The sequence below is a fragment of the Bradyrhizobium sp. 61 genome (assembly GCF_023073075.1).
GTDB lineage: Bacteria > Pseudomonadota > Alphaproteobacteria > Rhizobiales > Xanthobacteraceae > Bradyrhizobium > Bradyrhizobium barranii.
The window spans coordinates 94,354-109,019 of record NZ_JADPIU010000070.1; the positions used below are offsets into that span (position 1 = coordinate 94,354).

10 protein-coding genes and 1 tRNA gene are annotated in these 14,666 nt (G+C 62.3%); 5 read left to right on the forward strand and 6 right to left on the reverse strand.

Annotation, left to right across the window (positions count from 1 at the left end; translation table 11 throughout):
* Positions 1–21: 21 nt before the first annotated feature.
* The 5 genes from IVB46_RS27110 to IVB46_RS27130 all read right to left on the reverse strand — a co-directional run bounded on the left by IVB46_RS27110 (position 22) and on the right by IVB46_RS27130 (position 8,204).
* Positions 22–2,229 carry a multicopper oxidase domain-containing protein gene (locus IVB46_RS27110; RefSeq protein WP_247310271.1) on the reverse strand — a complete coding sequence of 736 codons (2,208 nt, stop codon included), beginning with the start codon at positions 2,227–2,229 and terminating at the stop codon, positions 22–24.
* A 10-nt stretch (positions 2,230–2,239) separates the two neighbouring features.
* Complete coding sequence (locus IVB46_RS27115) at positions 2,240–3,295, reverse strand: tryptophan 7-halogenase (protein ID WP_247310269.1); 1,056 nt, start codon at positions 3,293–3,295, stop codon at positions 2,240–2,242.
* A gap of 92 nt (positions 3,296–3,387) precedes the next feature.
* Complete coding sequence (locus IVB46_RS27120; protein WP_014495276.1) at positions 3,388–3,804, reverse strand: hypothetical protein; 417 nt, start codon at positions 3,802–3,804, stop codon at positions 3,388–3,390.
* A complete protein-coding gene (locus tag IVB46_RS27125) occupies positions 3,801–6,080 on the reverse strand; it encodes a LodA/GoxA family CTQ-dependent oxidase (protein WP_247310267.1) in 2,280 nt (759 codons plus the stop codon). Before IVB46_RS27125 ends, IVB46_RS27120 begins: the two co-directional genes overlap by 4 nt.
* 18 nt (positions 6,081–6,098) lie before the next feature.
* Positions 6,099–8,204 (reverse strand): tyrosinase family protein, encoded by a 2,106-nt coding sequence (locus IVB46_RS27130; RefSeq protein WP_247310264.1) that lies wholly within the window; start codon positions 8,202–8,204, stop codon positions 6,099–6,101.
* A 410-nt stretch (positions 8,205–8,614) separates the two neighbouring features.
* Between IVB46_RS27130 and IVB46_RS27135 the strand changes: the two genes are divergently transcribed.
* The 5 genes from IVB46_RS27135 to IVB46_RS27155 all read left to right on the forward strand — a co-directional run bounded on the left by IVB46_RS27135 (position 8,615) and on the right by IVB46_RS27155 (position 14,392).
* Positions 8,615–8,704 (forward strand) — tRNA-Ser (locus IVB46_RS27135).
* Positions 8,705–9,065: 361 nt separating this feature from the next.
* Complete coding sequence (locus IVB46_RS27140; RefSeq protein ID WP_038937372.1) at positions 9,066–9,320, forward strand: hypothetical protein; 255 nt, start codon at positions 9,066–9,068, stop codon at positions 9,318–9,320.
* Between the two features lie 42 nt (positions 9,321–9,362).
* Positions 9,363–9,635, forward strand: coding sequence for a hypothetical protein (locus IVB46_RS27145; protein WP_247309897.1), 273 nt, complete (start codon positions 9,363–9,365; stop codon positions 9,633–9,635).
* A gap of 283 nt (positions 9,636–9,918) precedes the next feature.
* Positions 9,919–10,179, forward strand: a complete 261-nt coding sequence (locus IVB46_RS27150; protein ID WP_071917452.1) for a DUF3551 domain-containing protein — start codon at positions 9,919–9,921, stop codon at positions 10,177–10,179.
* Between the two features lie 814 nt (positions 10,180–10,993).
* Positions 10,994–14,392 carry an AAA family ATPase gene (locus IVB46_RS27155; protein ID WP_247309899.1) on the forward strand — a complete coding sequence of 1,133 codons (3,399 nt, stop codon included), beginning with the start codon at positions 10,994–10,996 and terminating at the stop codon, positions 14,390–14,392.
* Positions 14,393–14,439: 47 nt separating this feature from the next.
* On the opposite strand, the gene IVB46_RS27160 is transcribed toward IVB46_RS27155, so the two are convergent.
* Positions 14,440–14,631, reverse strand: coding sequence for a hypothetical protein (locus IVB46_RS27160; RefSeq protein WP_063983274.1), 192 nt, complete (start codon positions 14,629–14,631; stop codon positions 14,440–14,442).
* Positions 14,632–14,666 lie beyond the last annotated feature (35 nt).

Genomic DNA, 14,666 nt, shown 5'->3' on the forward strand with positions numbered 1-14,666 from the left:
CCTCCCTGCTTCCATTGACGATCAATGTTTGTGGCCTACGGGCGTCGCCGCGGGTGTTGCCGTCGGCTGCTTGGCATGGCGCATCCCCGCCATCCCGAGGCCGCCGCCCGGCGCGTTGAGGTCGGGAACGATCGCGATGTTGGCCATCATGCCCGCGTCCTCGTGGTCCAGGATGTGGCAATGCAGGACATACTCGCCGATGTAGCGGTCGTACCGCGTCCTGACGCGGATCTGATAGTTGTTCTCGACGATGATCGTGTCGCGGAATGTGTGCCACATGCCGCAATACTGGTTGGCCAGTTGCTGCTTGTCGGCATACACGATGTCAGCTTTGCAGGTGCCGTCGGGATTGTAGATCGAGATCTGCTGACCGTTGGTGTTGGTGGTGGTGACGTCGATCACCTGGAACGGATTGACGTGGATATGGAAGATGTGCGGCTCGCCTTGCGCGGACAGCATCCAGTCGTCCGTGGTGTTGACCTCGCGCGTGAAGTTCACCACGTCGGGATCGTACGAGGCGTTGTTGACCGTGAAGGCCGGGAAGTTGATCGCGAAGGCCGCCTGCTGCTGCTGGCTGCCGGCAGCCGGCGGCGCAAGGTTTTCGAATGGCGCCCACGGCTGCAGATCGCCGTCACGCAGCCCGGTGCGAACGGCGTCCGGCAGCGTCGGATTGGCATCGTACAGCGCCTTGCCGACATAGGCCTGCAGGTCCCCCGTCACGGGCTGCCCTCCGCGCACATGGACATAGGCCAGCAATTGCGGCGTCGTCGGCCCCTGCCCGCCGCCATTGCCGTTGGACACGCGCTCAGCCTTCGGCGCCGCCTGGTTGAGCAGGCAATAGTCCCCGTCCGAGGGGAATACGACGAGGACGTCGCTGCGATAGCCGGGCTGCATGTAGTTCGATTCAAGCACGCCGCCGACCTGCGAGGCGTGCACGGTGCGCAATTTGGTCCGGGTCAGACCGTCGGATGCGATCTCGAACTGCGGGATCAGTGTGCCCGTCGAGGCGTTGCAGGCGGCCAGGAGATCGGCCTTCTGCTGCTGGCGGTTGCCGCTCAGCGCCGAGGTCGTGATCAGGTTCGTTGTGCCGACCGGCGTAGCCCGCACGAGCTGAATGTTGATCGTGTCGTGAATGCCGGCATGCACGAAGCGCCAGCGCTGGATCTCGCCCGCCGGCACGGTGAGCGTCGGCTGCACGATGCCATTGACGCTGGTGAATCGGCCATTGGTGTCCCAGATCGACGATGAGTCCAGTTGCAAGCCAAAGTTCTCGACGACGCCGGGGCTTACCGGATTGCCTGACGTCGCCAGCGGGCACGTCCACGGCGCGTTGGCGATATTTGCCGGACTGCTGGCGTTGTAGAGCCCCTGCGTGGTGTAGATCTGCTGCCACGGGCCGCCGGGCTGGTTCGGCTGGTTGGCGAAGCAGGCATAGGCGATCTGCTGAAACAGGAAGAGCTGCTCCTTGAACGGGGCGCCGTTGACGTCATGCAGTACCGTGTCGATATCGGCAATCGGCTTCGGGTTCTGCGGCGACGGTGGCGTATAGGGGCGCTCGCCCTTGACGACCAGCACGCCCGAGGCGCCGCTCGCCACCTGCACTGCCGTCGAGCCATGACGGTGGGCGTGATACCAGAACGTCCCCGCCGGATGGTCGTTGGGGATGTTGATCTCATACGGAAACTTCGTCTGCGGGGCGATGTTGAGCAGCACGTTGTCGCTGTTGCCGGCAGGCGAAACGTGCAGGCCGTGCGTGTGCAGGTTGGTGGTGTTGAAGCACCCGACCAACGCCGGCAAGCCCAGCCCCTCCGGCGGATTGGGCAAACAGCTCGGGTCGTCCTTCGCGAGCTGGTTGATCAGGTCGACGCGCAGCGTATCGCCGGGCTTGATGAAGATCGCCGGGCCCGACTTGCAGCCGCCATAGGAGCGCAGCTCGACGGGGTCGAGGCCATCCGGTTGCGGATCGGTCGGATCCGGGTTGTTGATGAAGAAGCGGCCGCGCACGAAGTTGAGCACCACCGAGACGATCGAGCCGCTGCGCGAGATCGATCCTTGCGGCCGGCAGCCGCCAACGGCCGGCGCCACGCCGGCCTCCAGGGCCACGACATTGCCCTGTCCGGGCAGCGTCGGCGGCGGTTCGAAAGCACGGGGAACCGGCGCCGCGAATGCTGGAAGGCTCGGTCCCAGCGCGGCGATGACAAGACCAATTCGCGCGAAGCTCTTCATCATGTTGTCCGCCCTACTGTTCCAGAAGACTGCTCGAAGGATTGCGTGAAGGCGCGTCGGCACGCCGGCGCCGCCAGAACGGGCGCTCGGGCCAGCGCGAGACACTGCCGTAGTGTTCGCTTAGCGTCGTCGCGTAGGCCGCAGCTTCGCGCGCGATCCACGCGCCGTAGCGATCGAGAGCGGCCGCATCACCGCGCGCGAGGCAATCGCTGGCGGCATAGGCGGCGAACACGCCCGAGCGCATGGCCTTGACCACGCCATGACCCGAGATCGGATCAAAAGCGCTCGCGGCATCGCCTGCGCAGAGGAAATGGAAGCCGGCAGTCGTTTTGGCGTACCGACTGCCCGCAGGGATCAAGCGGGGTGGTTCGAGCCGAATGATCTTGCTCGCGAGCGCCGAGACGAATTGCGTCCTGGCGAGAGCTCTGCGCCAGCCGTCCGGCGTGTTCAGCCTGAGGCCACGCGCGAGATCGGCATCGGTCATGCAGGCAAAAGCGCGCCTGCCCTGGTCGAGTGCCATCGTGTACCACCAGCCGTCTTCAAAGGCCTCGACGAGCAGTTCCGGTGTGGCCTGTCCCGATGTCGTCGCCTCGGCATAGGCCGCAATCAGGCGGTCCTGCGCTTTCGCCCGCGAACCCTGGCGGTCGGCGAGTGCGCGGGCGCGGCCCGTCGCATCGATGATCAGCCGGGCCGAATGGCTGTCGCCGTCGTCGCAAACGACCGACCAGCCGTCCGCCTCGCGCGCGAGATGACAGACCTTCGCATCGACGCGCTCGGCCGCGCGGCACCCCGCCGCCGTGAGCCAGCCATCGAACGCCATTCGATCAACGCGCCATGACGGCCCGCGCGCTTCCAGCAGCAATTCGCTCGACGTCAGGCCGGCCTGGTCCCAGGAGGTGAGCGTGCGGTGCGACGGCGCAAAGCCCTGCGCCAGGAAAGTCGGCCACAGACCGAGCTGCCGCAGCACCGGCTGGACCAGCGGTGACAAGACCTCGCCTCGTCCTTGGTCCCGTCCCTGGCCCCGTCCTTCGCCTCGCCCGCGCCGCTCGGACGGCGCGATCACGGCCACCCGAAGCTCCGGCGCGCACATTGCAAGCGCGCGGGAAGCGGCCGCGCCGGCTGGACCTGCGCCTGCAACGATGATGTCGAACGCGGCCAAGGTCAGTCGGCCCGGACTGCGTAGAACGACGCCACCACGCCGGCAGGCGCCACCGTGCCGGGCGAGCCGCCGCTGTGCGGGATGGTCCGGATCACCGAGCCGACGATGGCCGGACGCTGGTCGACGCCATTGGGCCAGGCCGGCACCAGCGAGCCCCAATAATCGTAGATCCATTCCTCGCCGCCGACGACGCCGGTGCCCTGGAAACGTACCTGCATCGGCGATCCGTAGGCGCGCGATCCCTTCAGCGCGAGCGACCAGCCCGGGCCGCCGATCGTTCCGGTCAGCAGCTGCATCGGCCCGTCCACGATCTCGATCGTGCCGCGGCCGAATTCGAGATTGTTGAAGGCCGTGTTGACGTCGGGATCGTTGAGCAGGCTGCGATAGGTCCAATGTCCGACGAATGGATTGTCGCTCATGATGCCTCGCTTTTGGGATCGGGCCGCGACCCGGTTGTTCGCTCGACGCTGATGTATTTGGGCCCTTGATAACTGTCGGCGGGCTTGACGGCCGGCTCGTAGGGATTGCGCACGATGAAGCCGAGCAGCGACCACTCGGTGACCATCTTGAGGTCGCCGACCGGCGTTTGCGGGACGCCGCGGCTCCAAGTGGTCCAGACGTAATTGGGCTTTCCGTTCGAGACCGAGGCGATCTCGAACGACTGCAACGGCCGATGCGCCGGCCACCACAATGTGGTCCAGGTCTTCTCGTCGCGTCGCAAGCGATCGTCATTGTCGCCGTCGGGCCAGAGATTGTTCCAGTCGGCGTAGGTGATGTTGATCGGCTGGGTGGTGCACTCGTTGAAATCGGACTGCCAGGGCAGACCCATATATTTGGTGAGGTCACCCGGCTGAAGACCGGTCTCGAAATCGTTGTCCTGGCTGAGCGGCGAGTTGACGTTGAAGGTCGGGTCGGCAATCACGGTGCCGTGGTCCTGATTGGCCTGGGCGGCGCTCTGCAGGAAATCCGAGACGCTGCGATCGGCGTTGATGCGATACGGCGCCCAGTAGATCGAAGGGTTGCGCATCACCCAGCCGAGCTCGGCGCCCGGACAAAAGGCGCCGCCGAGCACGTTGCTGAGCACGCCGCGGTCGAGCTCGCGGCCGGTCTTCGGCGGTGTCTTCGGATAAGGCGCGAAGGGTGAATAGCCGTCGGGTAGCCAGCCCTCCTCCTTCTCGTTGATGAACCAGCCGCGCGCCCACTGGCCGAGGATGAAGAGCTGGTACTGGGTGAGATGAAGAAACTTCGACGGCGTCTCGTTGGTCAGCGGATTGTCGCCGCACAACAATGGCATCAGCGGCAGCGAATGGACGCGCGACGATGCCCGGTCCTGCACCTGGAACGAATTGGCCTCGCCCGCACGGCGCAACAAATCGAACAGGAAGCGGCGCATCGGTCCGTAGGGATCGTCGGCCTTGGAATAGTGGGTCGGACCTGCGACCGCCGCCACCGCCATGACCGCTTCGCCCTGACTGGCATCGCGCAACGGTGCATCCGACGGTGTCGCCGGCGCCGTCGGCCGCGTCGCGCGTTTCGGGGTCTTTGATAATTTGTCCGGATCGAACGTGCCGCGCTGCGCCTGATCGTGCGGGTAGTTCGATTGCTGAAGGATATCGTTCAGATATCTGAATTCATCCGGCCGGAACAGGATCGGCCAGATGTCGCGATAGAACCACGGCCGGTAGTTGCGATTCCAGGCAAGACGGCCTGCCTGCCAGTGGCGCAGCGCCGCCTCGTCGCGAAACGGGATCTGCTGCGGATCGTCATAGGTGCCGAGCGTACCGTAGGTGCCGGTGTCGGTGGCGAACTGGCGCACATAGAGATCGTACAGCACCTCGTCCATCGTGATCATGTCGAGGATCTCAGGGACGAAGCGCGGATAGCCGACCACGACCCAGGCCGGAAACTCGACGTCGATGTAGCGGGTCTGGCCAACCTGTTTCGAATACATGATCAGCCGCGCCATCACCGGCCCGTCGGAGATGTCGTCGTACCAGCCGTCGGTGTTGGCATAGTCCTCGATCTTCGGACCGAAGCTGCCGTTGACGTCCATGCCCGAATTGCCGTGACCGCCGAGCACGACCAGGCGGCCCTTGTTGTCGGTCATCATCTCGCCCAGCGTGTCGATGTCGAACGGCTGGAGGCCCCTGGGCGGGAACGTGGTGGCATAGCCGCCGGGGCCGCCCGAGCGATCGAAATGCGCGCGCCGGTTGGTGGTCGCGTTCACGCTGCGCGGGCCGGGATCGATGATGAGCAGGTCGCGGTCCTGGCCAGTGATGTCGGCGTTACGGCGCGCACTGCCGGGGGCGTAGCCATGCTCGCCCTTGAGCTCGGTGAACGGGTACCAGGAGGCCTTCTTGTTGGCGACATAGACGCGCCACTGGATGTCGACGAGCACACCATGATTGCCGCCGCCCTCCACGGCATCGCCGAGCGCCAGCGGCCTGCCTTCCGGGGACTCATCGTCATAGACGAAGATCTGGAAGCGCGCGGCTTGCCGCTTCACGCGGCCCTGCGCATCCTTGAAGGTCTTGACCGGGACAGGTGTGACCCCGTCGGGGCCGTGCAGGGGATTGCCGAAACTGTCGCAGGCGAGCGGCATCGCCGCGGGCGTCTCCGGAGCGAGGTAGAATTCGCTGTCGCTGTTGCCCAGGCGTGCGATGCCGATGCCCGGATGGATTCGATACGTCGCCATGACTTCCCCGCCGCTTTCTCAATCCAGGAAACTGATCGACACGCCTTCCAGCTTCAGAAGCTCCCTCTCCTCCTGGTAGTCGCCGCCGATCACGACCAGCGTGATCTGCAGCGGGCCCTTCTTCTTGAGCGCCTGCCTGGCGGCGGCCGTGACGTCGATGCGATGGACGCGTGGCGTGTTGTGGCTGCGCCCGCGCTGGTCGAAGCGCCGCGGCTGCGGCGGCGGGATATCGCAATGGCCGGGACCGCCGTAGCAGGCCCCATGTCCGAAGATCGAGATGTAGCCGGCGTAGTGCGGATTGCCCTTGATCGGCGTCGAGGCATCGGCCCCGGGCTCGTTCAGGAAGGCGCGTACGAAGCAGGAGCGCATCAGTTGCGGCACCTGATGCAGGCGGATCTCCGCGCGTTTGAAGCTGCGCGCGGCCTGCGGCACGTTGATCGGCTGCGACACGAAGCGGCTGACCGGCGCCTCGAGTCCGACCGGCATGAAATGCGAGCTGCGAACGTATTCGTAGCCGAACGGCGCGATGTCGAGCGTGTCGCGGATGGTGTAGTTCCACGGCGACAGCACGGAATCGAGATCGGCCGGCAGCGCATTCGGATTGAGCTTCTGCCACTCCCACCAGATCCGATCGATATTGACGTGGATCGGCCAGAACACCGGGTCGTAGGAGGCCGTCAGGTTGCTGAACATGTCGCCGGAGCGCGGCTGCGAATAAAGATCCGGGCGGGCGTGGAAACGGCGCCCGCCGACCTGTACGGCATCGTTGCGGCGCTTGGCGAGCGCGCGCAGACGTGTGGTCTCGGCGTCGGATTGCGACGCAGCCGCCGCAGTCGGGGCATCTTTGCAGACATAGGTCGCCTGCCCTGCATCCGGATTCTGGCCACCGGTCCAGATGTGCATGGTGTTGTGCGGATTCTGGTCGAGGAACCCGAACGCCGCGTCGTAGATGCTGCCGCCGCCGAAGTCGCGGAAATTGTTGAGGCTCAGGATCTGGGCGATGTCGTCGGCCGACGGGTAATGATAGTTGATCGCCTGGTTGATAGTCTGTCCCTTGGGATATTCGGCCGGATAGCGCAGCGGATACCAGAGCGAGTTCGACTGAAGCAGCGCGTCGATGAAGCGCTGGCGGTTGGCATTCTCAGTATCCGGCGTGACGGCCGCATAGCCGATCTTGCTGATGACGTAGCAGAAGAAGCCGTGCTGTGAGGTGAAGGTGACGCGGTCATGCGCGAGCGCCAGGATCGCCTTCTTCTGCGCCGCCGTCGGCGCCGGGTCGAGCGCCGCCAACAGCGTCTCGGCCGCCTGTTCGGTGAGATAGGCCTTCATCGAATTCGGAATGATGCGGCCCTTGTCCGGCTCCTCCGGCCGGTACTCCGGCATCGTGAAGTCCCAGTACGGGAGCATCAGCCCGGGCTCGAAGTCCTGAAGGTTCTGCTCGAACTCGTAGAGATAGGCACGGTGCCAGGGCAGGAAGCGCTCCCAGCCGTGCTGGCAATGGTTCTGGTGGATCAGCGCCTGGTTGTTGTAGTTGCGCCGGTCTTCCGGCCAGTGGTCGAGATCGTAAAGCCGGCGGAAGCCGCGGCGCAGCCGTTCGAGCTGCGGCTCGCTCATGCAGTCGATGTTCATGCGCCGCCGGGGCTCGCCGGCATCCGCGGCCGGCGAATAGCCGTCGGCAGCGACCGCAAACTCGGCGATCTCGCTCACCTTCACCGTCGCGGTCTTCGCCGGCTTGCCAGGCGCAAGCTCGACTGCGACGCTGGTCGCATCATCCGGGCAACCGGCATCGATCCAGTCGGCAATGCGGTCGACGTCAGCGGGCGCGACGCGCTTGCCGCCCCATGGCAGCGCCGGGAACCGGCCACCGTCGAACGGTGCTTCACCGCGCAATCCCTTGATCAATCCGGACGCGTCGCTGCGCGCATGCGGCGGGATGCAGCAGGCGTGGCCCTCCGGCACTGGAGCAACCATCTTGATGCCGAAGATCTCGGCCGCCTCCAACGCCTGTGCGCCCTTATCCCAAAACCGTCCAGCGCCACCATAATCAGCGGTGCTATCGCCGGCAGCTTCATCCAGGATCGCCTTCACGCGCGCATAAGCAACGGTCAATGCTTCGGTGTCCATTCCAGCCCCCGGACAGCAAGACGAAGAAGGCGGCCGGAGACTAATCACAACTTTTGGGTGATGTCACGTAGACACGCACCTTCAACGTCGAAGCAAGCGCGAATATTTTTCGGGGTTGCGTGATCTATTTCATACAACCTTTATCGAAACGACAGATCTGGCCATGCGTCGTGTGGATGAGGCGGATGCGAGCACGAGTGCGTTGCTCAAGCTCAGCGCCGGCCATCGGACGTGTCCGGTCATCAAACGCTGCGGGATTGAGCGTAGCGTGCATTCCAGTCGTCGTGGGATGAAGCCGAGCTTCGCCCTTCCCGGCCCGTTTCCCCATCGGACTTGGTTTTCCCCCGCAAGCGCCAACTTCGCGTTGCCTTGCGCGGTCGACTGCGTTAAGCGACAACCATTCTCTGTCCGGAAGGGTGGCCGAGTGGTTTAAGGCACCGGTCTTGAAAACCGGCGTGCCCGCAAGGGTACCGTGGGTTCGAATCCCACCCCTTCCGCCAAAACATCAACAAAATCAATTAGTTAGCTCGCGGTTTTCGCTTCAGCGCACAATCGAACGTACAATCGTCGCTTGGTGGCGCCGTAAGCGTCGCGGTGAGATCGAGTCGATTTGTCGCAGTTCGGACGAGGCGACGCCCGATCCCAACACTGATGCCGCCGCCGATCTCATCAGCTTTCCGACGTCGCGATGGACTGTCGTGTTTCGACGCGATGCATCGAAGGAGCGACAAGACGGTCCTTGAATCACAGCGATGGCGTCCCGCATCTATCCACACCCACGACCGGCAGTAGCTCGCGAGCATTCCGCGCCGCCAGGAATCGATAATTTGACTCTCGCCTGCGCCGCGGTTCGATGGCGTCATGACCAAGGCAGAGAACAGAGCGGCGGCGAGAGCTTGGCACCAAGAGCGCATGCGTCAGCGCGCGGAAGAAGTGCGGGCCGAGGCGGTAGCAGCCGACCTGGCCGAACTCGGCCGGCTTCGCCACTACCTCATCTTTGGCAGGAAGGATCGCCGTGCCGACCGCGAGAAGCTGATGAGCGCCATTGACGACTACGTCGGTGAGATGACTGGCGACCGAACCGCGCTGCACGCCAAAAACCACAAGTGCGGGTGAAGCAGTACGGCCTGGGGACGAAGAATCGGGTAGTCGATCTGCATGAAACTCGCCGCCGAACGTGCCTTTGCCGCTCCTGAAGCCGCCGCCCGCAAACCGGTCGAGCTCGCGAAGACCATTGAAGCTGTCCAGGACGGTCGCATTCACATCGAAAAGCTCAATGCTCCGTTTCTCTACACGCTCAAGGCCACCGGGTTGGAGTTCGGCGCCGGCATCAAGCATGCAGTTGAGAAGGGCTGGCTCGAGCTGCACGAGAGCGGGACCTATGTCCGGCTGATCGACACCAGCGCAAAAGCGGCCCCAGCAAAAGACTAAGTTGCCGGGGCCGTTTGGAGGCTACCTTGGCGGTAATGGGGTCGCCAGGTGGTCATGAGCATAGGAAAAACCGGCAATCAGTTCTGTCCACTTGTGCCCAAAGCAGTATAGTTCCAGATCGGGAACGGAACCGATCGCAATGAAGTTTAGAAGGGACGGCCCGCCAGCGTGACCAGCGGGCTGGTAGCGATCGTCAGGCGCAGTCGCGACCTCCGCGGGGTACGATCGAAGTACTGGCTCGTGGAGCTTCGCGCGCGTTCTCAATGTCCGAATGGAGGTTCCAATGCGTACTCCGGCCTTGGCGATTTTGGCAATCGGGATGGCATCAACAGAGCCGGCGGCAGCTCAGACGTATAATCCGGCCTTTCCGGTTTGCCTGCACGTTTACCGCGCGGGGGCCAACTATTACGATTGCAGCTACACATCGCTGCCTCAGTGCAATGCTTCGGCATCGGGCCGCGCCGCAGAGTGCGCCATTAATCCATACTTCGCGGGCGTGGAAAACCCCGCAGCTTATCGGCGGCACGGCCGCCGCGCCTACTAGGGCATTGCGAGAGACGCTCAGCCCGCCAGCGTGAACCGGCGGGTTGCTGCTTGGGCCGCCTGCGTTTCGGTACCGCAATCCCTAACGGCTTGTGTCGACGCTACCACTGCGCTTCTATCGGACGATCCGATCAAGACGGCAGCCCGTTATACAACCAAATATCTGATCTTTCATTTGGGTGCCTACCCGGCAACCCCTAATGCAAGCGCGCACATCGTCGCCCCACACACGGCCCTTGGTTTGAGAACTCGAGATACATCGATTGTTGCATGCCTTGTCGTTATCGGGGCATTTGGACAAACACGCCGCAAGGCCAAGTCGCTCGCCTTCTGAAAATGTCGCTTCTTGGGCGGTTGCGAGCGTCGTTGTTGTCGCCGCAGTATAAAGGGCTAGCGCGAGCGCGCTCTTTAGGATTTCTGTAGCCGACATTATCTCCTGCCTCTGTTTGAGACCTTGGAAAGCAGCGTACGCCGGATACACCACCAAGGCGCAAGGCGGCCAGGAAATATCGGATAGCGAAGTAGGCCGCCCGCGTGAGCCGGCGGGCCTGGCTTCACGGACGTATCGTCCGCTCAATTTCACGGGCCGCCCAGGTCGCAACCATCATCGCGAACCGGAAGCGCTCGCGCGTTTCCGCAGGTATTTGGATGCTGCGAATTGCGAGGCTGTTCACATGTCCGGACCCGACAGCATGCTATTGTCGGTGCGGTCATGCCGAACTGTTCGTTTGAATGGCTTCCAATAGAATTAAGTAGGACGAGCAAATATTCGGCTCTGATGCGCTGAAGCTGTTCGTACACACAAGGGTCCTGCCATGGAAATCGGGACTTGGCTGAAAAGTTTGGGCCTAGGACGACATGAGTCCCTGTTCATCGCGAACGCCATAGATTGCGATGTGTTGCCGCAATTGACAGAAGTTGACTTCGAAAAGGTTGGCATCCCACTCGGCGACCGGAAACGCCTCGTGAATGCGATCAGTGCGCTTCCCTCCAGCCTTCCCTCCACTGTCGTGAATGCTGCAATTGCGCAATACGCGGAACGGCGCCACCTCACGGTAATGATCTGTGACTTGGTCGATTCGACCGCCCTGACGGCACGCCTTGACCCGGAAGATATGGGCGCCGTCATCGATGCCTATCACGCTGCTTGTGCTCGTATCACGCGCTCCTATGACGGCTTTCTCGCCGACTTTCGCGGAGACGGCATTCTTGCGTATTTCGGCTATCCCATTGCGCACGAGGACGATCCCGAACGAACTGTAAGAGCTGCGCTCGATATCATTGCTGCTGTCGCACGGCTTGAAACCCGCGCTGGAGAACCGCTCGCGGTGCGTATCGGTATCGCTACCGGCATGGTGGTAGTCGGTGACCTGGGCGGCGAAGGCAAACTTCGGGAGCACTCCGTGGTTGGGGGCGCTCCCAATATCGCGGCTCGCGTGCAAGCCTTGGTCGAGCCGAACACCGTGGTCGTCGCAGACTCCACCCGTCGTCTCCTTGGCGATATCTTTAGTCTTCGCGACCTTGGCGCCCACCACCTCAAAGGCATTAGCGAGCCGGTGAGCGCGTGGGCCGTCCAGGGCGTCTCGGCTTCCGAGAGCCGCTTTGAGGCGGTGCGTCCGACAGAACTCGCCCCTGTCATCGGCCGCGATTCCGAGTTGGAGTTCTTGTTGGAACGTCAACGTTTGGCTCACACGGGCGAAGGCCAGATCGTTCTCATCTCAGGCGAGCCGGGTATCGGGAAATCGCGCTTAGCAGCGGCTCTGGCTGAACGTGCAGCTAAGCATCAACCACACGTGCATTTCCGTTATCAGTGCTCGCCTTACCACGCCAACAGCGCACTTCATCCCGTGGTCGAGCAGTTGGAAAGGAGTGCCGGATTTAAGGCGGACGATCCCGTCGAGACGCGGCTTGACAAGCTGGAGGCACTCCTCTCGTTGAGAGCACCGCAAGTTCAGACGGTAGTACCACTTTTTGCTGAGCTGCTATCGATCCCATTCGCGAGCCGTTATCCAAAACCGCAGCTAAGCCCCGCCCAGCAGCGTCGCCGCACACTTGCCGCGCTGCTCGATCAATTCGAGAGCCGTTCTCGCAAACAGCCCATCCTGTTGCTTATCGAAGATGTTCAGTGGGCCGACGACACCACCCTCGAATTGCTCGACCTCATCGTAGAGCGAGCCCGACAGTTGTCTATCCTTGCGCTGGTTACCTTTCGACCAGAGTTCGAGCCTCCCTGGACCGGTCTTGCAAATGTCGGAAGCCTAGTCCTCGGACGGCTCAACCCAGATGATGTCAAAGGTGTTGCCACGCAGGTGGCCAATGGCCGAGCGCTTCCGATCGACGTGATGAAGCAGATCGTAACAAAGACTGACGGAAATCCGCTCTTCGTGGAGGAACTCACCAAGGCTGTCCTCGAAGCTGGCATTCTGATCGAATGCCAGGATCGCTATCAGCTCGGGGGACCGTTACCGCCCTTTGCGATCCCGGAAACCCTTCACGACTCTCTGATGGCGCGGCTCGACCGCCTGCATTCGGTGAAGGAGATCGCCCAGATTGGCGCCACCATCGGTCGCGAATTTTCCTATTCCTTGATGCGGGCTGTGGTCGCTCGAGAGGAAACACGGTTGCAGCATTCCCTCTCCGAACTCGAGGAGGCCGGGCTTATTTTCCGCGAAGGTGACCTGCCGGATGCCATTTATAGCTTCAAACACGCATTGGTGAGGGATGCGGCTTATCAGAGCCTGCTGAAGACACGGCGGCGGCAACTCCATGCGCAAATAGCGCGCGTGCTAGAGGAAGGATTCCAGGATGCCGTCGTGAACGACCCTGAAATCCTTGCGCACCATTTCACCGAAGCCGGCATGCTTGAGAAGGCAACGGACTATTGGCTCAAGGCCGGAAAGCGCGCGCTCGGGCGCTCCTCCAATGCCGAGGCTGTAAAACATCTCACGCGAGGAATGGAGCTGACCCAGCAACTGCTCAGCTCGCCGCAACGCGATCGCAAAGAACTGGATTTCTATCTGGCCCTTGGTCCTGCAGTCGCCGCAACTGAGGGCGATGCCGCGGCTGAAACGTCGCGGGTCTTCTCACGGGCTCGCGCGCTGCTAGGCGAAAGTGTCAGCCTAGAAGAACGGATGACGATCCTGTGGGGCAGCTACCTAGCCCACAGTATGCGCGCGGAGTATAGCTCAGCGCTGGAGGATGCCCGGTACGGCCTCGCGTTGGCCGCAGAGCATGATCATCCCGGCGTGGCCGTCCTAGCCACGCGCTTTATTGGACAATCATTGCATCTCACGGGTGCCTTCGCCGACGCACGCGAACACCTCGATCGCGCCCTCGCACTGTGCTCAACCAATCCAGCCACGATATCGACCTATCGCCGCTTCGGAGTCGATGACGCGGTGAACAGCCTGGCGTGGCTCTCGACGACGCTATTGGTCCTTGGCTATCCTAAACAGTCTACAACAATCGTCGAGCGTACTGAAACTCTTGCTCGAACGAGGGAACAAAGCTTTACGACGGCCCTGGCCCTGGGGAACATAGTCGTTCTGGGCACAATCGGCGGCGACGCAAAGCGCGCTTTGGCTCACGCCGACGAAGCGATATCGCTCAGCATCGAGCATGAATTTGCGGCAATTGAACGAAGAGCACGTTTTTTCCGCGGAGCGCTATTAGCCCAAGGAGGGGATCTTCAAGTCGGGATCGAACTGATGCGCGGCGCTTTGACGGCAACTTACCAAAACTCTGAACGGTGCCGCCGCACTCTCTATTTGGGCCATCTCGCCTTCGCTCATGCCCAGCTCGGAGAGCTTGAAGTTGGACTGCGCCTGCTGGACGAAGGCGTTCAGCTGGCCGAAACAACAGGGGAGAGTTTCTTTGAGGCCGAGTTGTATCGTCTTCGGGGCAACATCAACCTAAAACTCGGCAGGCGTGACCAGGCAGAGGCCGCACTGCAGCGAGCCGTGGCGATTGCGCGGCGACAACAAGCTCGCTGGTGGGAGTTGCGTGCCTCGATCTGTCTCGCGCGGCATTGGCGTAACGAAGGCAGATATTTCGAGGCTTGGTCCCTCTTAGAGCCTATATACACTTGGTTCACCGAAGGTCGGGATACACCCGATCTGACAGACGCGAGAAATCTCGTGGACGAACTACGCTCAGTTTCAGGAATGAAATCGGTTTCAGGAATGAAAGATGAGCCAAAGCGTGGCAGCTGTTGACCAGCACCGCTCAACATCATGCCTGACGTAAATTGATCAGCGTCCGATCAACGCCTGCCCTTCGCCCGCTTTCCGGACTTGCCACCTGTTCGTTCAAGTTTGCTAAGGGCGCTCTCGACATCCTTGATTGCCTTCTTGAGCTGCTTCTCGCGCTTTCCAAGAATGCTCTTGAGTTGTCTTCGCTGCTCGGCGGTCAATGTCGTAAAATCGATCACCTTCGTAAACGCGATGAAGGCCATTGCTTACCTCCCGATGGTGGTGGTCGTTAGGCCGT

Coding starts and splice junctions, on each gene's coding strand:
- IVB46_RS27110 (WP_247310271.1), bottom strand. CDS start 2,229: ATGATGAAGAGCTTCGCGCGAATTGGTCTTGTCATCGCCGCGCTGGGA.
- IVB46_RS27120 (WP_014495276.1), bottom strand. CDS start 3,804: ATGAGCGACAATCCATTCGTCGGACATTGGACCTATCGCAGCCTGCTC.
- IVB46_RS27125 (WP_247310267.1), bottom strand. CDS start 6,080: ATGGCGACGTATCGAATCCATCCGGGCATCGGCATCGCACGCCTGGGC.
- IVB46_RS27130 (WP_247310264.1), bottom strand. CDS start 8,204: ATGGACACCGAAGCATTGACCGTTGCTTATGCGCGCGTGAAGGCGATC.
- IVB46_RS27140 (WP_038937372.1), top strand. CDS start 9,066: ATGACCAAGGCAGAGAACAGAGCGGCGGCGAGAGCTTGGCACCAAGAG.
- IVB46_RS27145 (WP_247309897.1), top strand. CDS start 9,363: ATGAAACTCGCCGCCGAACGTGCCTTTGCCGCTCCTGAAGCCGCCGCC.
- IVB46_RS27150 (WP_071917452.1), top strand. CDS start 9,919: ATGCGTACTCCGGCCTTGGCGATTTTGGCAATCGGGATGGCATCAACA.
- IVB46_RS27155 (WP_247309899.1), top strand. CDS start 10,994: ATGGAAATCGGGACTTGGCTGAAAAGTTTGGGCCTAGGACGACATGAG.
- IVB46_RS27160 (WP_063983274.1), bottom strand. CDS start 14,631: ATGGCCTTCATCGCGTTTACGAAGGTGATCGATTTTACGACATTGACC.